The sequence below is a fragment of the Mycobacterium sp. 94-17 genome (assembly GCF_035617725.1).
Lineage (GTDB): Bacteria > Actinomycetota > Actinomycetes > Mycobacteriales > Mycobacteriaceae > Mycobacterium.
On sequence record NZ_JAPIYN010000003.1, the window covers coordinates 132,154 to 152,583 of the forward strand.

19 protein-coding genes, 1 pseudogene and 1 riboswitch are annotated in these 20,430 nt (G+C 68.7%); of the genes and pseudogenes, 10 read left to right on the forward strand and 10 right to left on the reverse strand.

Features of this window, described 5'->3' with window-relative positions:
- Positions 1–46 precede the first annotated feature (46 nt).
- The 4 genes and pseudogenes from OQ789_RS05320 (at position 47) to OQ789_RS05335 (ending at position 6,073) form a co-directional block, all read left to right on the forward strand.
- Positions 47–1,543: a M28 family metallopeptidase gene (locus OQ789_RS05320; protein ID WP_324683987.1), complete on the forward strand. Its 1,497-nt coding sequence runs from the start codon at positions 47–49 to the stop codon at positions 1,541–1,543.
- On the forward strand, positions 1,540–3,009 hold the full coding sequence (locus OQ789_RS05325) for a M28 family peptidase (protein WP_324683988.1): 1,470 nt from the start codon (positions 1,540–1,542) through the stop codon (positions 3,007–3,009). The genes OQ789_RS05320 and OQ789_RS05325 overlap by 4 nt, the downstream gene beginning before the upstream one ends.
- Before the next feature lie 46 nt (positions 3,010–3,055).
- Positions 3,056–4,518 (forward strand): annotated as a pseudogene (locus OQ789_RS05330) (HNH endonuclease signature motif containing protein).
- A 109-nt stretch (positions 4,519–4,627) separates the two neighbouring features.
- A complete protein-coding gene (locus tag OQ789_RS05335) occupies positions 4,628–6,073 on the forward strand; it encodes a peptidase (protein WP_324683989.1) in 1,446 nt (481 codons plus the stop codon).
- A 16-nt stretch (positions 6,074–6,089) separates the two neighbouring features.
- Here OQ789_RS05335 and OQ789_RS05340 read toward each other — a convergent pair whose 3' ends face one another.
- The 5 genes from OQ789_RS05340 to thiC all read right to left on the reverse strand — a co-directional run bounded on the left by OQ789_RS05340 (position 6,090) and on the right by thiC (position 10,603).
- Positions 6,090–6,965 carry an LLM class F420-dependent oxidoreductase gene (locus OQ789_RS05340; RefSeq protein ID WP_324683990.1) on the reverse strand — a complete coding sequence of 292 codons (876 nt, stop codon included), beginning with the start codon at positions 6,963–6,965 and terminating at the stop codon, positions 6,090–6,092.
- 16 nt (positions 6,966–6,981) lie between these two features.
- Positions 6,982–7,416: a MarR family winged helix-turn-helix transcriptional regulator gene (locus OQ789_RS05345; protein WP_324683991.1), complete on the reverse strand. Its 435-nt coding sequence runs from the start codon at positions 7,414–7,416 to the stop codon at positions 6,982–6,984.
- Between the two features lie 46 nt (positions 7,417–7,462).
- The gene (locus OQ789_RS05350; protein WP_324683992.1) at positions 7,463–8,092 is read right to left on the reverse strand and encodes an alpha/beta family hydrolase; all 630 of its coding nucleotides are present in this window, start codon (positions 8,090–8,092) and stop codon (positions 7,463–7,465) included.
- Positions 8,089–8,916 (reverse strand): bifunctional hydroxymethylpyrimidine kinase/phosphomethylpyrimidine kinase, encoded by an 828-nt coding sequence (gene thiD / locus OQ789_RS05355; RefSeq protein WP_324683993.1) that lies wholly within the window; start codon positions 8,914–8,916, stop codon positions 8,089–8,091. Before thiD ends, OQ789_RS05350 begins: the two co-directional genes overlap by 4 nt.
- A gap of 7 nt (positions 8,917–8,923) precedes the next feature.
- Positions 8,924–10,603, reverse strand: a complete 1,680-nt coding sequence (thiC, locus tag OQ789_RS05360) for a phosphomethylpyrimidine synthase ThiC (protein ID WP_324683994.1) — start codon at positions 10,601–10,603, stop codon at positions 8,924–8,926.
- Positions 10,595–10,705, reverse strand: a riboswitch (TPP riboswitch). Its footprint overlaps the gene before it by 9 nt.
- Before the next feature lie 154 nt (positions 10,706–10,859).
- Between thiC and OQ789_RS05365 the strand changes: the two genes are divergently transcribed.
- The 3 genes from OQ789_RS05365 to OQ789_RS05375 all read left to right on the forward strand — a co-directional run bounded on the left by OQ789_RS05365 (position 10,860) and on the right by OQ789_RS05375 (position 15,866).
- Positions 10,860–11,519: a PAS and ANTAR domain-containing protein gene (locus OQ789_RS05365; RefSeq protein ID WP_324683995.1), complete on the forward strand. Its 660-nt coding sequence runs from the start codon at positions 10,860–10,862 to the stop codon at positions 11,517–11,519.
- 136 nt (positions 11,520–11,655) lie between these two features.
- Positions 11,656–12,009, forward strand: a complete 354-nt coding sequence (locus OQ789_RS05370) for an STAS domain-containing protein (protein WP_324684234.1) — start codon at positions 11,656–11,658, stop codon at positions 12,007–12,009.
- Positions 12,009–15,866, forward strand: coding sequence for an ATP-binding protein (locus tag OQ789_RS05375; RefSeq protein WP_324683996.1), 3,858 nt, complete (start codon positions 12,009–12,011; stop codon positions 15,864–15,866). The genes OQ789_RS05370 and OQ789_RS05375 overlap by 1 nt, the downstream gene beginning before the upstream one ends.
- 4 nt (positions 15,867–15,870) lie before the next feature.
- Here OQ789_RS05375 and OQ789_RS05380 read toward each other — a convergent pair whose 3' ends face one another.
- Positions 15,871–16,146, reverse strand: a complete 276-nt coding sequence (locus tag OQ789_RS05380) for a hypothetical protein (RefSeq protein WP_324684236.1) — start codon at positions 16,144–16,146, stop codon at positions 15,871–15,873.
- Positions 16,147–16,218: 72 nt separating this feature from the next.
- Here OQ789_RS05380 and OQ789_RS05385 point away from each other — a divergent pair, with 72 nt between their 5' ends.
- Entirely contained in the window at positions 16,219–16,422 is a 204-nt protein-coding gene (locus OQ789_RS05385; RefSeq protein WP_324684237.1) for an Rv1535 domain-containing protein, read from the forward strand.
- A gap of 15 nt (positions 16,423–16,437) precedes the next feature.
- Here the strand turns inward: OQ789_RS05385 and OQ789_RS05390 are convergent, their stop codons facing one another.
- The 4 genes from OQ789_RS05390 to OQ789_RS05405 form a co-directional block, all read right to left on the reverse strand.
- On the reverse strand, positions 16,438–16,893 hold the full coding sequence (locus OQ789_RS05390; RefSeq protein ID WP_324683997.1) for a hypothetical protein: 456 nt from the start codon (positions 16,891–16,893) through the stop codon (positions 16,438–16,440).
- A 108-nt stretch (positions 16,894–17,001) separates the two neighbouring features.
- Entirely contained in the window at positions 17,002–17,817 is an 816-nt protein-coding gene (locus OQ789_RS05395) for an exodeoxyribonuclease III (RefSeq protein ID WP_324684238.1), read from the reverse strand.
- Positions 17,818–17,911: 94 nt separating this feature from the next.
- The gene (locus tag OQ789_RS05400; RefSeq protein ID WP_324683998.1) at positions 17,912–18,829 is read right to left on the reverse strand and encodes a GNAT family N-acetyltransferase; all 918 of its coding nucleotides are present in this window, start codon (positions 18,827–18,829) and stop codon (positions 17,912–17,914) included.
- Positions 18,829–19,422: a peptide deformylase gene (locus OQ789_RS05405; protein WP_324683999.1), complete on the reverse strand. Its 594-nt coding sequence runs from the start codon at positions 19,420–19,422 to the stop codon at positions 18,829–18,831. Before OQ789_RS05405 ends, OQ789_RS05400 begins: the two co-directional genes overlap by 1 nt.
- A gap of 202 nt (positions 19,423–19,624) precedes the next feature.
- On the opposite strand from OQ789_RS05405, the gene OQ789_RS05410 reads away from it, so the two are divergent.
- Both OQ789_RS05410 and OQ789_RS05415 read left to right on the forward strand, forming a co-directional pair.
- Positions 19,625–19,933, forward strand: coding sequence for a DUF3263 domain-containing protein (locus tag OQ789_RS05410; RefSeq protein ID WP_007768412.1), 309 nt, complete (start codon positions 19,625–19,627; stop codon positions 19,931–19,933).
- Between the two features lie 19 nt (positions 19,934–19,952).
- Positions 19,953–20,426 carry a LytR C-terminal domain-containing protein gene (locus OQ789_RS05415; RefSeq protein ID WP_324684000.1) on the forward strand — a complete coding sequence of 158 codons (474 nt, stop codon included), beginning with the start codon at positions 19,953–19,955 and terminating at the stop codon, positions 20,424–20,426.
- Positions 20,427–20,430: the final 4 nt, after the last annotated feature.

A 20,430-nucleotide genomic window follows, 5' to 3' on the forward strand; every position in this document is an offset into this window, starting at 1 on the left:
GTGTCCTGAACCGGGCCGCCGCGGGCGCGGTCTAACCTTGGCCTCGATGGTGAACAAATCGACGACGATTCCGGCGTTGCTCGCCGTGGTCGCCCTGACCGCATCCGCAACCGGCTGCTTCCATCGGTCGTCCGACCCGGAGCAAACAACCGGTGATGCCGCCGCGGCAGAATTCGCCTCCACATTGCGCGGCAAGGTCACGGCCGACGCGATGATGGCACACCTGACCAAGCTGCAAGAGATCGCCAACGCCAACAACGGCACCCGGTCGATCGGCACACCCGGATACGAAGCGAGCGTTGATTACGTCGTAAATGTCTTGCGCGGCAGCGGGTTCGACGTGCAAACCCCCGAATTCTCGGCGCGGGTGTTTCACGCCGACAAGCCGGTGCTCACCGTCGGCGGGGTAGAGGTGGAGGCGCACGCACTGGACTTCAGCCTGGGCACCGGGCCGGACGGCGTGAACGGGCCGCTGGTGGCCGCACCTCCGAACGACCCCGGCTGCGCGGCCTCCGATTACGCCAACCTGCCACTGCGGGGGGCGGTGGCGCTGGTCGATCGCGGCACCTGCCCGTTCGCCCAGAAGGAGGAAGCCGCGGCACAGAGTGGCGCCGTCGCGATGATCATCGCCGACAACATCGACGAGCAACAGATGGGCGGCACGCTGGGGCCGGCGACCGAGGTCAAGATCCCGGCGCTGAGCGTCACCAGATCGGTGGGGATCCAGCTGCGCGGCCAGCCGGGACATACCACGATCAGGCTCAATGCCAGCGCCCAAAGCTTCCGGGCCCGCAACGTGATCGCACAGACCAAGACCGGCTCGACCACCGACGTGGTGATGGCGGGGGCGCACCTGGACAGCGTGCCCGACGGGCCCGGTATCAACGACAACGGGTCGGGCGTGGCCGCGGTGCTGGAAACCGCTGTGCGGCTGGGGAGTTCGCCGCAGGTGCACAACGCGGTGCGATTCGGCTTCTGGGGTGCGGAGGAGCTCGGCCTGATCGGATCACGCAACTATGTCGAGTCCCTGGACCTGGCGGCGTTGAAAAGCATTGCGCTGTACCTGAATTTCGACATGCTCGCGTCGCCGAACCCCGGCTACTTCACCTACGACGGCGACCAGTCGCTGCCCGTGGACGCTCGTGGCCAGCCGGTGGTGCCCGAGGGTTCGGCCGGTATCGAGCGGACACTGGTCTCCTACCTGAAGTCGGCCGGGAAGGCCGCGCAGGACACCGCGTTTGACGGCCGGTCCGACTACAACGGGTTCACCTTGGCGGGTATCCCCGCTGGCGGCCTGTTCTCCGGCGCCGAGGGCAAGATGTCCGCTGATCAGGCCAAGCTGTGGGGCGGCACCGCCGATCAACCGTACGACCCGAACTATCACCAGAAAGGCGACACCCTCGATCACGTCAACCGAACCGCGCTGGGAATCAACGGCGGCGGCGTGGCTTACGCGATGGGTCTCTACGCGCAAGACCTCGGGGGACATAACGGCGTGCCCGCCATGGCGGACCGCACCCGGCACGCGCTCGTCAAGCAATGATCTCCCGGCTGGGCGCGACTCTGCTGCTGACCGCCATGGTGGTCGGATGTTCCTCGACGCGCCCCGGGCTGCCGACGGCTGCGCCGGACCTCGGGCGCAGCCTGGCCACGAAGGTGACCGCCGACGGCATGCTGGGGCACCTGCATGCCCTGCAGAACATCGCGAACGCCAATGGCGGCAACCGCGCCGACGGGACGCCGGGCTTTGGCGCCAGCGTGGACTACGTCGCTAAGGCACTGCGCGACAAGGGTTTCGACGTCCAGACACCGCAGTTCGACAGGCTCTACACCGTGTCTTCGGGCAAGCCGTCGTTGACCATCGCCGGCCGCACCTATCCCGTCGACCAGGCCTCACTGCTGGTGCAGACGCCGCCCGGCGGACTGACCGGGCTGCCTGTACGCCCGGTGCAGCCGTCCGGTTGCAGGGCAGGCGATTACCCGGCTGCCGTGCCCAAGGGCGCGATCGCGGTCGTCGACGACGCGCAGTGTTCGGTGGTCGACAAACAGAACAGCGCGGTGGCCAAGGGCGCCGGCGCCCTGATCGTGCTCAGTTCACCCACCGGGCGGGGAGCTCCGCCCACGCTGTTCACCACCGGATATTTCAAGCAGCTGACGGTGCCCGTCGCCGTGCTGGGTGCCTCTGGTGCCGCCGCGCTGACGGGCACGACCGCACCGGTACGTCTGGTGCTGGATGCGCAAAACGTCAAGATCACTTCCCGAAACGTCGTGGCGCAGACCAAGACGGGGTCTTCCCATGACGTCGTGGTGGTGGGTGCGCATCTGGACGGCTCGCGCGCCGGGCCCGGGATCAATGACGACGGCTCGGGAGTGGCCGCCGTGCTGGAGACGGCGCTGCAGCTGGGCCCGCTCGCCCCGGTGAACAACGCGGTGCGGTTCGTGTTCTGGGGCGCCGACGAGGACGGGCTCAACGGCGTCATGGACTACGTGTTCGGCATGGATCGTGACCAGCTCAACGACATCGCGCTGTACCTGAACTTCACCATGCTCGGCTCGCCCAATGCCGGATTCTTCACCGACGACGGCGATCAGTCCGGCCCGCCCGGAGCGGCTATCTCCGCCGCGGACGTGCCCGAAGGCTCGGCCGGTATCGAACGCACCCTGGCCGGCTACCTGAACCTCGCGGGGAAGCGGGCCGCGGACATGCCGTTGGACACCAGGGCCGACTATCACCCCTTCATGGTCGCCGGCGTGCCCGTCGGTGGCATGACCACCGGGGCCTCGCAGCTGAAAACGCCAGTCCAGGCCCGGCTGTGGGGCGGCCAGGCCGGCGTGGCGTTCGACCCGAACTTCCAGAGCCCCCGCGACACCGTCGACAACATCAACCGGGATGCGTTGGCGGTCATGGGTTCTGGCGTCGGGTTCGCCGTCGGCAGCTACGGGGGGTCCATCGGCGGGGTCAACGGCGTGCCGCCGCACAACAAGAGGCATCGCACCCGGGTGCCGTGACGTCGGCCCGGGGATCGTGTCGGACCCCGTTGCTATTGCCGAATGTATGTTCGATGGGATTGGTTCGTGGTATCCGGTGTCGGAGACGGGGCGGTCGCGGTGGTTGCTGGATCGGGTTGCGGGGTGTGCGCGTGCGGAGGCGCGGGCGGCGGGGCGGCTGGATGCGGTCGGGGAGTTGTTCGAGTTGCGTCGCGCCGAGATCGGTGAGCGGGCGGACTGGGCGGTCGACACCTGGGTGACGGTGGCTGCCGAGGTGGCGGCGGGGTTGCGGATCAGTCAGGCCGGTGCCAGTGGTCAGTTGCATGATGCGCAGGTGATGCGTTACCGGCTGCCGGCGGTGGCGGCGGTGTTTAGGGCCGGTGACATCGGTTATCGGGATTTTCAGACCATCGCGCTGCGCACCGATTTGATCGAGGATCCTCAGGTTTTGGCCCAGGTCGATGCGGGGGTGGCCGCCAACGTGACCCGTTGGCCCTCGATGAGCCGGGGCGGCTGTCGGGCATGGTGGATGCGATCGTGGCCAGGGTCGATGTCGATGCGGTGCGCCGGCGCCGCAACAGCCAGCGTGGCCGCGAGATCTACATCGGGCAGGAACACGACGGCATCGCCAACGTGTCGGGCTCGTTGTTGGCCTCCGACGCGCATGCCCTGGACCGGCGGCTGACCGCGCTGGCGGCCACGGTGTGTGTGCACGACCCGCGCAGCGCGGTGCAGCGCCGTGCCGATGCGCTGGGCGCCTTGGCGGCCGGGGCTGACCGGCTGGGCTGCCGTTGCGGGCGCGCGGATTGTGCGGCCGGGGCCCGCAAGCCCGCCTGCCCGGTGACCATTCATGTGATCGCCGAGCAGTCCGTGATCAGCGGGCGGGGCGGCATGGCTTGGGAGTTGGGGGCTGACGGGTTGATCACTGCCGAGGTGGTCGCGCAGTTGGCGCGCTCCGCGCGGCTGACCCCGTTGGCGCATCCCGGCGACGACGGGCCCGAACCGGGCTACCTTCCCTCGGCGGCGTTGGCTGATTTCGTGCGGTGCCGGGATCTGACGTGTCGGTGGCCGGGCTGTGACGTGGCGGCCATCGACTGCGATGTGGACCACACGATCCCGCACGGCCAGGGTGGTCCGACGCATGCGTCGAACCTGAAATGTTATTGCCGTACGCATCATTTGGTGAAAACGTTTGGGGGCTGGCGTGACCAGCAGCTGCCCGACGGGACGCTGATCGTGACGTCCCCGGCCGGGGCCACCTATGTCACCACCCCGGGCAGCGCGCTGTTGTTCCCCGGCCTGTGCGCCCCCACCGGCGACCTGCCGCCACCCGCCGAGCGCCCCGCCGAGCCGTGTGCTGAGCGCACCGCGATGATGCCCCGGCGCCGGCGCACCCGCGCTCAAGACCGCGCCTACCGGATCGCGGCCGAACGCGCCCACAACCGCCAGGCCCGCCAAGCCACCCGCCGCGCACCCGAAGCCGCCCCCCTCGGCCCCGCCCCACCCGACGAGGACCCACCGCCGTTCTGACTGACTTCCCCGCCGAGCACGTTTGCTGGAGCCTTGGATTTCTGCTGCCCGGTAGGGCCAGTGCCTCTAGAATGATGCTGCCCTGGAGCCGGTCGGGATGAGGTTGGTCATGCATAGCCACGCGCTCAGGTTGGCGCTCCTCTGGGCGGCCGCGATGCTCCTGGTGGCCGGTTGCACGACGTTCGTCGACGGGCGCGCCCTGTCAACGCTCAACGACCCCTTCCTGGTCGGCGGTCTGCCCGCGACCAACGGGCCCAGCGGAATCCGTTCGAACGCGCCCAGTCCCCAAGGCAAGGTGCTCAACACCGACAACGGGCCGATCGACAGCCTGGGGCTGCTGTCGGTCAACGACATCGAGGAGTACTGGCAGTCGGTCTACAACCAATCGCTGAAGGGCAAATTCGTGCCGGTCAGCAAGATGGTGTCCTACGACTCGAGCGATCCGCGAAGTCCAATCGTGTGCCACAACGACACCTACAAGCTCGTAAACGCCTTCTACACCGGCAAGTGCAACCTGATCGCCTGGGACCGCGGCGAATTCATGCCCATCGCGCAGAAGTATTTCGGTGACATGTCCGTCACCGGTGTGCTGGCACACGAATTCGGGCACGCACTGCAGCAGATGGCCAAGCTGGTGACCAGACGGGACGCGACCATCGTCCGCGAGCAGCAGGCCGATTGCTTCGCCGGTGTCTACCTGTACTGGGTCGCCGACGGCAAGTCGCCACGCTTCACGCTGAGCACCGCCGACGGGCTCGACCATGTCCTGGCGGGAATCATCACCACCCGTGACCCGGTCATGGACAGCGACACGGAGAACGATGACGCGCACGGTTCGGCCCTGGACCGCATCAGCGCCTTCCAGATGGGTTTCCTCACCGGCGCCTCGGCCTGCGCGGCGATCAACCGCAACGAAATCGAGCAGCGCCGCGGCGATCTGCCAAATGCCTTGCGGGTGGACTACTCCGGCCGAGCCGAGACCGGTGAGGTGCCGATCAACCAGGACACCATGTCGAATCTCATGGAGTTGCTGGGGAAGATCTTCGCCCCGGCCAGCCCACCGGCTCTGTCCTACCAGCGGGCCGACTGCCCGGACGCCAAGGCGACCCCGCCGGCGTCCTACTGCCCTGGCACCAACACCATCACCGTCGACCTGCCCGGCCTCGCCGCCATGGGCGCGGTCGCCGACGAGAAGCAACAGACGCTGCCGCAAGGCGACGACACCGCGTTGTCCGTCGTGATGTCGCGCTACGCGCTGGCAGTGCAGCACGGGCGGGGCCTGCCGATGCAGAGCCCGTGGACCGCGCTGCGGACCGCGTGCCTGACGGGTGTGGCGCATCGCAAAATGGCCGAGCCGATCGATCTACCCTCCCACAATGAATTGCTGCTCACCGCAGGCGATCTCGATGAGGCGGTGGCCGGCCTGCTCACCAACCATCTGGTCGCCAGCGACGCGGACGGCACCAGCGTGCCGGCCGGCTTCACCCGGATCGCGGCGTTCCGCGGCGGCGTGACCGGGAACGCCGACGCCTGTTACTCGCGTTACCCTGGCTAGCCAACCATCAACCCGCTCAACCGATTTCGGCAAGCCGTGGAATCACCTCGTCGCCCAGGCGGCGAACGAAGCCGACCGGGTCCGGATGGCCGGGCATCGGGCCGAGGTTGATCATGTCGACGCCGAGCGCGGCGTAGCGTTCGACCGTCTTCAGGAATTCGTGGGTGTTGTCGAAGGGGTCGGTGCCGGCCAGGCCGCCACAGGTCTTGCGGATGTCACCCGGGTCCCTGCTCACCTTGTCGCAGTGCCGGTTCAGCACCTCGATCTTGTGCGCGAGCTCCTCGACGTCGTTCGACATGCTGTTCCAGATGTCGGCGTATTGAGCCACCAGGCGCAGCGTCTTCTTCTCGCCGTCGCCGCCGATCAGGATCGGGGGACGCCGAATCGGTTGCGGCACACAGATCGTCTCGTTCAGTCGGTAGTGCGTGCTGGTGTAGGCCCCGTCGTTCGCGCTCCACATCTGCAGGCAGATCTGCAGCGTCTCTTCCAGCATTTCGAAACGGGCGCTCAGCGGCGGATAGGGAATTCCCAGCGCGGTGTGCTCGCGTTCGTACCAGGCCGCGCCCAAACCCAGCATCGACCGGCCCTGCGAAAGCACGTCCAGCGTGGTAACCGTCTTGGCCAACACGCCAGGGTGGCGATAGGTGACACCGGTGACCAGCAGGGCCAGCTCGATGGTGGTCGTCTGGGCCGTCAGGAATCCCAGCGAGGTGTAACCCTCGAGGAATGGATTCTCGGCGGGCGCAAGCTGTTCCATCTGGAAGAAGTGGTCGGCGAGGGTGAACAGCGTGGCGCCGCCGTGTTCGGCGGCCTTGGCGGCGTCGGCCAGCGTCGGGCCCAGCGTGGCCGGGTCTCCCGGTAGAAAGTCGATGAAGTGCAGTCCTACTTCCATAGTGGCACCTTTCCTTCTATTGTTCGGTCAAGCGCTCGAGCAGTGACAACGCGTCGACGATGACGCGCCGCTCGGACTCGGTGTAGCGCTCCTGCATGGTGCGGGCCAGCCATTCTTCACGGGTGCGGCGGTCGCTTTCGGCGCGCATCTTTCCTGCCGGTGTCAGCGAAACCACCTGGCGCCGACCATCACTCGGGTCCGGCGCGCGCTTGATGAGCCCGCGTTGGCCCAGGACGGCCAGGATGGTGGCCATCGACTGGGGGCGTACCCGTTCCGCGCCGGCCAACACGCTGGCCGACGACGGCCCCTCCTTCCACAGCCGGGTGAGCACCGCCGTCTGCGACGGTGTCAGGCCGTCGACCGCGATCTCCTTCAGCCGGCGTCGCAGCCGGCTGAACACCACCCGAATATCGCGTGCCGCTCTCACCGCGGAGTCGCTGACGCCATCCACGACAACACCCTAAACTAGACAGTTAAAGCTGTCCAGTTGTAACTGTCTATTTCCGCCCGAGCAGCTGCAGCGCTGCGTCGACGGCCAACGCCGGCACGTTCAACGCCTTGGATCGCAGATCGTGTCGGGCGCTGGCGATCTCGACGACGGCCGTCGTCCCGGTGACCAATGCGGCGGCGGCACGCAATTCGTCCGGTGTGCCAAACGGATCGGACGTGCCGTGCGTGAAGACCGTCGGCACCGTGATGTCGGGCAGGTGCTCGGTGCGGGTGCGTTCGGGCCGGCCCGGGGGATGCAGCGGATAGGAAAACAGCGTCAGCAAGTCCACCGCCGCTTCGCCGGCCGCAACCACCATGGACGTCTGCCGGCCGCCATAGGAATGTCCGCCCGTGATCAGCGGGCCGTCGGCAAGGCCGCGGCACACCGTGATCGCCTCGACGATGCCGGCCCGGTCGGCGGCGGAACCGGAGGGCGGGCCTTGGGGCCTGCGCCGACGGTAAGGCAGGTTGTACCGCACGGCGAGCCAGCCGCGGTGCGCCCATTCATCGCAAACCTGTTGCAGCAGAACGGCGTCACGGTTGCCGCCGGCGCCGTGGGTCAGGACCACGACTCCTTCGGGCGTGCCGGTGGGCTCGTGCGCGAGGCCGGCGATCTGATCGAGGAGGCGGGCGATCATGACAACCGAAACAGCGGGGAGACCGGGCCATGACCATGGCCCAGCGGGTAGGCGGCGCGCAGGCATTCGGTGACCCATCGCTTGCCGAACTCGACGGCGTCCGGCACGGTGAAGCCGTGGGCCAGGGCGCAGGCGATGGCGCTGGCGAGCGTGTCGCCGCCACCGTGGTCGTTGCCGGTGGCGATCCGCCCCGCGTCGAATTCATGAAAATCGGCACCGTCATACAGCAGGTCGCAGCTGCGATCGGACGATCGCAAGTGACCACCCTTGACCAGAACCCACCGCGGGCCCAGCGCATGCAGTGCCTCGGCCGCCGCCCGCTGCGATGCGGCATCCACCACGTCGATGTCGACCAGCAGCCGAACCTCATCGAGGTTCGGCGTCACCAGCGTCGCCAACGGAAACAGTTGGTGGCGCAGCGAATCCAGGGCCGTCGGCGCCATCAGCGCATCGCCGTGCATGGAGGCCGCCACCGGGTCGACGACCAGCGGCACCGCCAACCCGAGCCGACCCCAGGTGGTGGCCACGGTGTCGATGATGCGCGGCGACGCCAGCATCCCGGTCTTGGCGGACTGGATGCCGATGTCATCGACCACAGCTTCGATCTGGCCTGCGACGACGTCGTCGGGCACCTCGTGAAAACTCTTCACGCCCAACGTGTTCTGCACCGTAACGGCGGTGACCGCGACACACGCGTGCACGCCCAGCAGCGCCATCGTGCGCATGTCGGCTTCGATGCCCGCGCCGCCACCGGAGTCCGACCCGGCGATCGACAGCACCCGCCGCGGCGTCGTGCCCGGCGCGGGCAGCGGCAGGAATGTCACTGCGTGATTACTGGGCCGTGATAGGCAGATACACCCGGTTGCCGTGCTCGGCGAACTCGCGTGACTTTTCCTCCATCCCGGCGGCCAGCATGGCCTCGACGTCCTCTTCGGTCTCCAGGCCGTGCTTGGCGGCGTAGTCGCGGACATCCTGGGTGATGCGCATCGAGCAGAACTTCGGCCCGCACATCGAGCAGAAGTGGGCGGACTTGGCCGGCTCGGCCGGCAGCGTCTCGTCGTGGTACTCGCGCGCGGTGTCGGGATCCAGCGACAGCGCGAACTGGTCGTTCCAGCGGAACTCGAAACGCGCTGTGCTCAAGGCGTTGTCGCGCTCCTGGGCGTGCGGGTGGCCCTTTGCCAGGTCGCCCGCGTGCGCGGCGATCTTGTAGGCGATCACGCCGTCCTTCACGTCCTTACGGTCCGGGAGGCCCAGGTGCTCCTTGGGGGTGACGTAGCAGAGCATCGCGGTGCCGGCCTGGGCGATGATGGCCGCGCCGATCGCCGAGGTGATGTGGTCGTAGGCCGGCGCGATGTCGGTGGCCAGCGGGCCCAGCGTGTAGAACGGCGCCTCCTCGCACCACTCCTCTTCCAGGCGCACATTCTCGACGATCTTGTGCATCGGGACGTGCCCCGGGCCCTCGATCATCACCTGCACGCCATGGGATTTCGCGATCTTGGTCAGCTCGCCCAGGGTGCGCAGCTCGGCGAACTGCGCGGCGTCGTTGGCGTCGGCGATCGAGCCCGGCCGCAGTCCGTCACCCAGGGAGAAGGTGACGTCGTAGCGGGCGAAGATCTCGCACAGCTCGTCGAAGTTGGTGTACAGGAACGATTCCCGGTGATGCGCGAGGCACCACGCCGCCATGATGGACCCGCCGCGGGAGACGATGCCGGTGACCCGCTTGGCAGTCAGCGGCACGTAGCGCAGCAGGACGCCGGCGTGCACGGTCATGTAGTCGACGCCCTGCTCGCACTGCTCGATCACGGTGTCGCGGTAGAGCTCCCACGTCAGCTCGGTCGGGTCGCCGTTGGTCTTTTCCAGCGCCTGGTAGATCGGTACGGTGCCGACCGGCACCGGCGAATTCCGCAGGATCCACTCGCGGGTCTCATGGATGTTCTTGCCGGTGGACAGGTCCATGATGGTGTCCGCGCCCCACCGGGTGGCCCACACCATCTTGTCGACCTCCTCGGCGATCGAGGACGTCACCGCCGAGTTGCCGATGTTCGCGTTCACCTTGGTCGCGAACGCTTTGCCGATGATCATCGGCTCGATCTCGGGGTGGTTGTGGTTGGCCGGGATCACCGCGCGGCCCCGCGCGACCTCGTCGCGGACCAGCTCTGCGGGCATGCCCTCGCGGCCGGCGATGAACAGCATCTCGGCGGTGATCTCGCCGGCGCGGGCGCGCTGCAGCTGGGTGCCGCGGTCGCGGACGACGCCGGGCCGGGCCGGCAGCCCGGCGGTCAGATCGATCGTCGCGCTCGGATCGGTGTAGGGCCCCGAGGTGTCGTACAGGTCGAAGTCGTCGCCGGTGGACAGGTGCACGCGCCGGAGCGGCACCCGCAGGGTGGCTCCGCCCGGCCCCTGGATCTCGCGGTAGGCCTTACTGCTACCCGCGATGGGGCCGGTGGTGACGGCCGGTTCGACGCTGCGCGCGGCGGTGCCCGGCGCGGTTCCGGAAAGGACATCGGTCATTTTTCATCTCCCTACGCCGGCATTACCCGGTCAGGTTCGTACGGTCGACGGCCCCGAGCCGTCCTCTCAGCGCACCGGGCGTGCGCTCCCGCGTTGCATGGATGGGTCCGCACGCGACGTTACCCCCACCCCGGACCGAGTGGCATGGCTGACAGCCTTTTCTGTCGGTACGGTAGCCGAGTGCGTTCCCTTCGTGGAAAATGCAAGCGTGCATCAGCGCAGGCGAACAGAGGCGACAGGGGCCAAGGGGGGCAGCATGCGATCCGTGGCGCCGGTGGAGGCCTCGGCCGAATACCTGAACATTGGGACATTCCGCTTCTGGTTCGTGGGCCAGCGCTGGGAATGGTCGAACGAGGTCGCCGCGATGCACGGGTACCAACCCGGCGAGGTCGTGCCGACAACCGAACTGCTGATGTCGCACAAACATCCCGACGACCGCGCCCATGTGCAGGAGTTGCTCGACTACGCGCTGCAGTCTGAGGGGTCGTTCTCCAGCAGGCACCGGTTCATCGACACGGCGGGCACGGTGCACGACGCCATCGTCGTCGCCGACCGCATGCTGGACACGTCGGGCGCCGTGCTGGGCACCGAGGGTTACTACATCGACCTCACCAACACCTTCGACGAGACCCGGCAGGAGGTGCTCGACGCCGCGCTGCCGGACCTGTTCGAGAGCCGCGCGGCCATCGAGCAGGCCAAAGGCGTGCTGATGTACGTCTACCGGGTCAGCGCCGAACAGGCGTTTCGTGTGCTGCAGTGGCGGTCGCAGGAGACCAACGTGAAGCTGCGCGCGCTGGCCAAACAACTGCTCGTCGAAGTCACCGCCCTGCCGGCACCGGTGGCCGCCCTGCAAAGTCAGTTCGACCACCTGCTGCTCACCGCGCACGAGAGGATTCCTCCGGAGCCCACCGGGTAACCGGTGAATCGGCAAACGAGCAGTTCGCGTAGAGGTTAATCTCTGGTCATCTGCGGTGCGCATCCGCGCATTCCCACCGCGTCGTCGGGCTTCGCGGCAGCAGATCGCATCGTTGGCTGCGGCGAAAGGCACGAAGTTGTTGGCGGTCGAACACGAAGCCCTCGACGATGCAGTGATCGTGAGCGTCAAAGGCGATGTCGACTCCAGTACGGTCGCTGAGCTCGTCGCTCATCTGACCACCGCGGTCGAGCTGGCCTCGGCGCGGCCGGTCCGGCCGGTGGTGATCGACTTGCAGGCGGTGGACTTCTTCGGCAGTGCGGCGTTGAACGCCGTGCTCGACTGTCACGAGGGCGGCAAGGCCGCGGGGACGTCGGTTCGACTGGTCGCCGACCACGACCAGGTGCTGCGACCGATCCAGGTCACCGAGCTGGACAAGATCTTCGAGATCTACCCGACGCTGTCCGCGGCGTTGCAACGAAGACGACGGTGATGAATTCGCGACTGCCGGCTGACCTGGCCGCTGCCGTTTCGTTGGGCGGTGAGATGGGCCGGCGGTTCGCCGAATACGACTGGGACGCCCATCCCCTGGGGCCGCCGGATCGGTGGCCGGCCGAATTCCGCACGGCGGTGGCGACCGCGCTCACGTCGCGGTTTCCCATCGTGCTGTGGCTGGGACCGCAGGATCTCTTCCTCGTTTACAACGACGCCTATATATCCGCTCTCGCGGACAAGCATCCGGCCGCGCTGGGCCGGCCCGGCCGGGAAGTGTGGTGGGACATCTGGGGCTCGATCGGCCCGATGCTCGCCGGGGTCGTCGCGACGGGCGCGGCCACCTGGTCCCGCGACCTGTTGCTGTCGATGGTCATGCAAGGCCGGCGGCAAGACCGCTACTTCACCTTCACGTACGGCCCGATGATCGCCGGTGGCGGCGAGGTTTCCGGGATCTTCTGCGCGGTCACCGAGACGACCGAGCGCGTGATGGGGGAACGGCGGCTGCACGTGCTCAACGCCGTCGCGTCCGCCGTCATGGCAACCCAGACCCTTGACGACGCGGTGCACGCGACCGTCGAGGTATGCGCGACCCAGCCAGAGGATCTCCCCCTGGTCGCCATTTACGTCCCCGACGTTCAAGGCGACGCCACACTGCGGGGCGGCACGGCGTCGGCGCTCGCGGTTCTCCCGAACGCGCTCGTCCAGTGGACCGACGCGGACCGAGCGTCCTGGTCTCGGGGCGACGTCCAGGAAATCGACGACGTCGCCGCGAGAGTTCCGGGCCTCGAGGCGGTGTTGGGCGACGACCGCCCGGATTGCGCGCTCGTGTTGCCCGTGGGTGAGGGCGCGACCGCCGGCGCGCTGGTCGTCGGCACGAATCCGCGCTGTCCCCTCGACACGCAGTACCGCGGCTTCTGCCAACTGCTGGCCGACCAGTTGACGTCGGCCTTCTCATCGATCGTGTCCTACGAGCAGCAACGGCACCGCGCCGATGTGCTGGCCGAACTCGACCGCGCGAAGACCGCTTTCTTGACCAATGTCAGCCACGAGTTCCGTACCCCGCTGACCCTGCTGCTCGGACCGCTGGACGACGCACTGTCGGAAGCGGCGCCGGAAAGCGTTCTCGCGCAACGGCTTAACACCGCGGGACGCAACGCCCGGCGGCTGCAGCGCCTGGTCGACTCGCTGCTCGACTTCTCCCGCATCGAGGCGGGCCGGGCCAACGCGAAGCTGGTGTGCACCGACGTCGGCGCCCTTTCCGCGCAGATCGCGTCGTCGTTCACCGAGCTGTGTCACCGGGCGGGCCTCGAGCTCGTGCTGGACTGCGCACCGGCGCGGGCCGACGTCGACCCGGGCATGTGGGAGACGATCGTGCTCAACCTGCTGTCCAACGCGGTCAAATACACACTGCGCGGCACGATTTCGGTGCGGGTGGGCACCGGCTCCACGCACTGCGAGCTCACCGTGCGCGACACCGGGGTGGGGATCGGCGCCGACGATCTGAAGCTGCTGTTCGAGCGCTTCTACCGGGCCGACAACGCGCGCGGCCGCAGCGTGGAGGGCACGGGGATCGGATTGTCCCTGGTCCGGGGGCTGGTCGAGCTGCACGGGGGCACGGTGCAGATCGAGAGCGAATTGGACCGCGGCACCGCAGTCACCGTCCGGGTGCCGCGATCGGTTTCGGGCAGCGTCGACGACCCGTCGCCAGCCGCGCCGGACGAGACCAATCCGTATGTGGCCGAGGCCAGTCAGTGGGTGACGCCGGTCGCCGCACCGGCCGCCGCATCCGGGGCGGGCCGCCACCTGGTGCTGATCGCCGACGACAACGCCGACATGCGGGCGCACCTGGACCGGGTGCTGTCCACCCGCTGGGAGACGGTACAGGTGGGCGATGGCGAGTCGGCGCTGGCGGCCACCCGGAATCTGCGCCCGGACGCGATCGTCACCGACGTGATGATGCCCGGGCTCGATGGCTTCGAATTCGTCGCCGCCGTCCGCGCGGACCCGGAATTGGCGGCGACGCCGATCCTGATGCTGTCCGCCCGGGCCGGCACCGAGTCCGTCAACGAGGGCTACGCCCGTGGAGCCGACGACTACCTGCCCAAACCCTTCCGGTCCCAAGAGCTCATCGACCGGGTGGCGTCGAGGTTGTCAGCGATCGGCCGCGAGCGGGATCGGCAGCAACGCGAGGCGCAGTCGGGCCTGGCCTCCGATCTGGTGCACCTCGACTCGGCGCTGCAAAGCGCCACCTCGGTCGGTGCGATCCTGGACGCCCTGCTGGGCTCCTCCTTCGGTTCCGGCGACGCCGGTGCCGTCGCGATCGGAGTCGTCGACGGCGAGCAGTACCTGCGGTTCGAGTACGCCGGGGATCTTCCCGCCGAGTTCCGCGACCGCTACCACGTCGTCGCGCTCGACGCCCCGCTGATCGGTGCCGACGTCGCACGCACCGGTGAGTCGAAGATCGTCACCGACACGTTCGAGCTCCCCCCGCGCTACGAGCACGCCGTGCGGGACAGCGCGGCCAGCACCCGCGCCTGCGTGAGCCATCCGCTGCGGGATGGCTCCGGTCGCATCCTGGGTGCGCTGGCCTGGTTGTGGCCGGCCCCGCGCCAATTCACCGGTAACGAACTCGATGCCTTCGCCCGCATGGCCGAGCTGACGTCGTCGGCCCTGGACCGGGTGCGGCTGATGGCCCGCGAACACGAGATCGCCGTCGACTTCCAAGAGCAGTTGCTCGACCTGGATCGCGGCTCCACCGCGGCCGTGGTTTCAGCCGTATACCAGCCGGCGGGGGAGGCGATGCGGGTCGGCGGTGACTGGTATTCGGTCACCCCGCTCGATCACCCGGGCAGGATCGCGATATCGGTGGGTGACGTGGTCGGGCACGGCCTGGCCGCGGCGATCGTGATGAGCAGACTGCGCGCCGCGGTCGCCGCCTCCGCGCTGACCGCCGGCCAACCGGACGCGGTGCTGGGCGCGCTGGACAGATACGCCGCCAGCGTCGACGGCGCGCGCTGCGCCACGGTGGCCTACGCGCAGATCGACACCGAAGCCCGCGACGGCGCCGCCACCGTCAGCTACAGCTGCGCCGGGCACCCCTATCCGCTGGTGGTGCTGCCGGACGGCGGGGCGTTCTATCTGGAGTCCGGCCGGCGTGCCCCGGTGTCGGTGACGGGACACCGACCGGCGGGCGGGCCGCCGGGTGACACCGCCACGGCCGAGCTGCCTGCGGGCGGGCTGATCCTGCTCTACACCGACGGACTGATCGAACGGTCCGGCGAGACACTCGACGACGGATTCGACCGGCTGCAAGAGGCCGCCTCGCAGTGCGCCGGCCTGCCGGTGGAACAGGTTTGTGCGGAGCTGCTGTCCCGGATGGCACCGCCGTCCGGCTATCGCGACGACGTCGTGGTGCTCGCGCTGCGGCCGAGCCATCTGGCCGCGGGCAGCTTCGTCACCGTGGTGCCGGCCGCGCCCGCCCAGATTCCCGTCGCGCGCGAGCAGCTGCGGGAATGGCTGAACACCGTCGTCGTCGTGCCGCGCCGCGAAACGGACATCCTGTTGGCGATCGGCGAGGCCGTCACCAACGCGATCGAGCACGGCAGCCGCGATGAGCGACGCCAGACGGTGTCCGTCGAGGGCTTCGTGCATCGGGACACCGTGGTGATCACCGTCAGCGACACCGGGCGGTGGATTGGCGACTCGTCAGCCAGCCTGCGCAGCAAGGGCCGCGGGCGGGGGCTCACCCTGATGAGCGGACTGGCCGACGACGTCGACACGCGGCGTACCCCCGCGGGCACCCGGGTCACCCTGCGATTCGACGACGCCGTGGCGGGGCGCCCGGCCGCGAGCTGAACGGTCAGGCCTCCTCCATCGCCTCGCCGAGTTCCTCCAGCAGCTTGTTGTGGTGGTTGCTTGCCAAGAAATGTCCGGCGGCGATGACCAGGGCCACCGGCCAGTCGATGAGTTCGAGAGCCGCCAGGGCCGCCAGCCCGCCGAAATAGGCCAACTGCTCCGGCCGGGGGATATCCACCTGACCGACCGCCGGCAGGTTCACCACGAACGTTTCGCCCTCGCGGACCTTCTGCACCGCATCGCGCTGCGACGTCCCGCGCCGCGACTTCTTTTCCGCCATCATTTGCCTTTCGGTAACGAAGGGTTTCCCGTCTCGCTGGGTCGCGCGTCCACCGTCGGACTTATGTCGACGATGACCGACACCGGGGGCGATCCGCTAGTTTCGTCGGTTGCTTCGGTGCTGAGGGTGCCGCTACTTGAACTCTATGCGCTGTTGTGGCGTGTCGGGATCGTCGAGATCCGGCACAGCGATCGGCCCGCCAACGCCGAGGATCGCGGTGCGCGCCGGCCGTTGCCGCAATCGGCCGCGCCGGTGTACCGCGAGGCGACCGGCTGATCGGCGGCTGTTCGCCTAGTTGGTGCTGCGCAGCCCGGCGCCGCCCGGCCGGCGTCCGGCCGTCTTCTTGGCCGTGGACTTGGCGGCGCTTTTCGCGGGCGCCGCTTTCCGCGGCGCCGACTCCGCCGACTCAGCCGGCACGGCTTTGAGGTTCGCCTTGACCGCGCGGGGCTCCGCCTCCTGCCTGCGGCTCAGCTTCTGCAACAGCAGGGCGCTGCCGCCGACCGCCACCAGCAGGGGCCACTCCACCAATCCGGCGACACCCAACGCGCCGAAGGCCAGCGCGGCCGCGGGCGCCGAGTGGCTGCCGCTGTTCATGCCGCGCTTGACGCCCTCCGCGGCGCCGGTGACCCCGCCGATGACTCCGTTGACCGCGGCGCCACCCACGGCACCGGCGGCCGCGGTCGTCGCGGTCGCCGCGCGGTTCACCGCCTGACTCACGCCGCGGACTGCTCCGCCGATGACACTCATGATGACTCCCTGCTGTTGCTATTGATTTCCAAAGCCTGCCACCATGTCATCGCGCAGACAACGCGAACCGGCGTCAAGATTGCCTGAGCGTGCTGTGCTGCCGGCCCGTCATGCGCTCGGCCCGTCACGCCTCACATCGACGAACACCGGTGCGTGATCGCTGGCCGACTTGCCCTTGCGTTCCTCGCGGACGATCTGCGCGTCGATGACGCGTCCGGCCAGAGCCGGTGAGCCCAGGATGAAATCGATGCGCATGCCTTGTCGCTTCGGGAACCGTAACTGGGTGTAGTCCCAATACGTGTAGACCCCGGGGCCCGGCGTGAAAGGGCGCACCACGTCAGCGAATTGCGCCTCGATGGCTTCGAAGGCGCGCCGCTCCGGCGCGGACACGTGCGTGGCGCCGGTGAAGAACTCCATGCTCCACACGTCGTCGTCGTGCGGGGCGATGTTCCAGTCGCCGGTCAGCGCGATCGCCGCACCTGGATCGTCGCGCAGCCAACCCGACGCCGAATCATGCAGTGCGGCTAGCCATTCGAGTTTGTAGGTGTAGTGCGGGTCGCTCAGTGCCCGGCCGTTGGGAATGTAGAGGCTCCAGACCCGGACGCCGGCGCACGTCGCGGCCAGCGCGCGCGCCTCCGCGGCGGCGGCGACGTCGGGCTTGCTGCTCCAGCTGGGCTGGCCCTCGAATCCGATCTGTACGTCGTCGAGGCCGACGCGTGAGGCGATGGCGACGCCGTTCCATTGGTTGAAACCGACGTGGGCCACCTCGTAGCCGAGTTCGAAGAACGGCAAAGTGGGGAACTGGCCGTCCGAGCACTTGGTTTCCTGCATGGCCAGCACGTCGACGTCGGCGCGGGCCAGCCAGTCGATGACGCGGGGCAGCCGGGAACGGATCGAGTTGACGTTCCAGGTGGCCAACCGCAGCAGCGGGTCGCCGCCGTCGATCCGCGGCGATCGCAAGCGCGGCGAAGCCGGGCGCAGCGGGTCGCCGCCGTCGATCCGCGAGTCGGGCATGGGACTAGACGCTATCCCAGCCGCCCGGGCGTACCGGGACGTAGCGACAGCGGTGGTGCAACCGGAACCCCAGCGCCGCGGCCGGCGTCGTCGCACCGGCGTCGGGCACCCGCATGTAGCCGCGCGTCGCACCGCGATCGGCGCCCCACGCCAACAAGGCCTCGCACACGTCGGTGGCCGACCGCTCACCGGCGCCGGCCGCGCCGCGCAGCGCCGAAAGGCCCACCCAGCGCACGCCATCGGGTGCGTCGGTCACCGCGGCGCGCGCGACGGCCGCCGCGCCGCGCCGCGCGAACGCGAGCTCGCCGTCGATGACGGCGGTGAGCACCTCGACGGGAACCTCGCCGCCGGACATCCGCAGCCACGCGTCGTCGGGGCTCGCGGACAGCACAACGTCGGCGTCACCGGCGGCCACGTCGCAAAGATCGCGCACCACAACGTGTTCCGTGCGTTCGGCGGCCGGCCCGGGTGGCAGCCTCAGCACCCGATCGGGCAGTGCCAGCCGCGGGGTCAGGCCGCGATGCTCATACCAGTCGACGATCGCCGGGACGCTGCCCAGCCCAGCGGAAAAATCCAGCGGCACAGCGGAATTGGCGGCCAGGCCGACTCCCTTGGCGCTCGGGGGGCCGGCCCGCAGCAGCCAGCCGTCCATCCAGGAATGCTCGGCGCCCGGCCAGGCCGCGGTGGCGGCATGCTCGAGCGCGCGGATCTGCGAGGTGCGCACGGGGGTGTCGGTGAGCACCCGCAGCGCCACCGCCTCCGACGGCTCGAACTCGACCACCGCGCCGGTCTTCGTCCGCACCCGCACCATCGGGTCGACCGCCAGCAGGTGACCCACCGCATCGGTCAACGGCGGCACCGAGCCGGCCGGGCGGCGGTAACGAACCGTCACCCGGGTTCCCGGGTCGGGCCACGAGACCATCAGTGGCCGAACGGGTCCGGTCCCTCGCCGGGCATCCAGGACAGGCCGGGAACGCCCCAGTTGTGGGATTTGACGGCGCGCTTCGCGCTGCGCGCATGCCGGCCGACGAGGCGGTCCAGATAGAGGAAGCCGTCCAGGTGCCCGGTCTCGTGCTGCAGCATCCGCGCGAACAGGTCGTTGCCCTCGATGGAGACCGGCTTGCCGTCGGCGTCGAGTCCGGTGACGCGCGCCCACGTGGCGCGGCCGGTGGGGAAGGACTCGCCGGGTACCGACAGGCAACCCTCGTCGTCGTTGTCCGGGTCGGGCATGGTCTCCGGTATCTCGGAGGTCTCCAAAACCGGGTTGACGACGACACCGCGACGGCGCTCGGTGCGGCCCCGGTCGTCGGCGCAGTCGTAGACGAATAACCGCAAGCCGACCCCGATCTGGTTGGCCGCCAGCCCGACCCCGTGCGCCGCGTCCATGGTGTCGTACATGTCGGCGATCAGTTCGGCCAGATCCGCCGGCAGTGAGCCGTCGGCAGCGACCGGCACCGGCTGGGTCCGGGTGTGCAGGACGGGGTCTCCCACGATGCGGATTGGAACGACTGCCATGGTCGGCTAAGCTACCGCACGCCCGTGGGCTGCCCGGTCTGCGATCGCACTCCGGGCAATCTTGGTCAATCGGCCGACTCGCGGGTCTGGATGACGGCTTGAGGGTTTGCAGCGTGTTTCAATATTCGCCGAAACACGCCCTTAGCTAAGTCAAGTCATTCGAGCAGTTCGGAATTCGCCGGAAGGGTCCAGGGGAAGCGATATGGACAGCGCCATGGCGCGGGCAAATCGATCGGGGGACGACTCTGAGATCGCAGATGGGCTGACCCGCCGCGAGCACGACATCCTGGCCTTCGAGCGGCAGTGGTGGAAGTTCGCCGGTGTGAAGGAAGACGCCATCAAGGAGTTGTTCTCGATGTCGGCGACTCGCTACTACCAAGTGCTCAACGCGCTTGTCGATCGGCCCGAGGCGCTGGCCGCCGACCCGATGCTGGTGAAACGGCTGCGCCGGCTGCGCGCCAGCAGGCAGAAGGCCCGTGCGGCGCGGCGCCTCGGCTTCGAGGTGACCTGACTCGTTACAGTAGGGGTCGATGAAAGAACGAGTTCCCGACTCCACCGGGCTGCCCCTGCGGGCGATGGTGATGGTGCTGCTGTTCCTCGGCGTCATTTTTGTGCTGCTGGGCTGGCAGGCGCTGGGTTCTTCCGGGAGCTCTGACGACGATTCCGCGTCGCCGGTGTCCAGCAGCGCGACCAGTTCGGCGTCGCCGACGCCAACCGCCAAACCGGCCGGCACCCAGGCCGAGGTGCAGATCTACAACATCTCCACCAAAGAGGGCGTCGCCGCGCGCGCCAAGGACCAGTTGACCGCCGCCGGATTCAAAGTCACCAAGGTCGACAACATGACGGTGCCCGACGTCTCGGCCACCACGGTGTACTACACCGACGCCGGCGACGAACACGCCACCGCCGATGCGGTGGGCAAGAACCTGGGCGCACCCGTCGAACCGCGAATCCCCGCGCTGAGCGGCGAGCCGCCCGGCGTCATCGTCCTCGTCGCGGGCTAGTCGC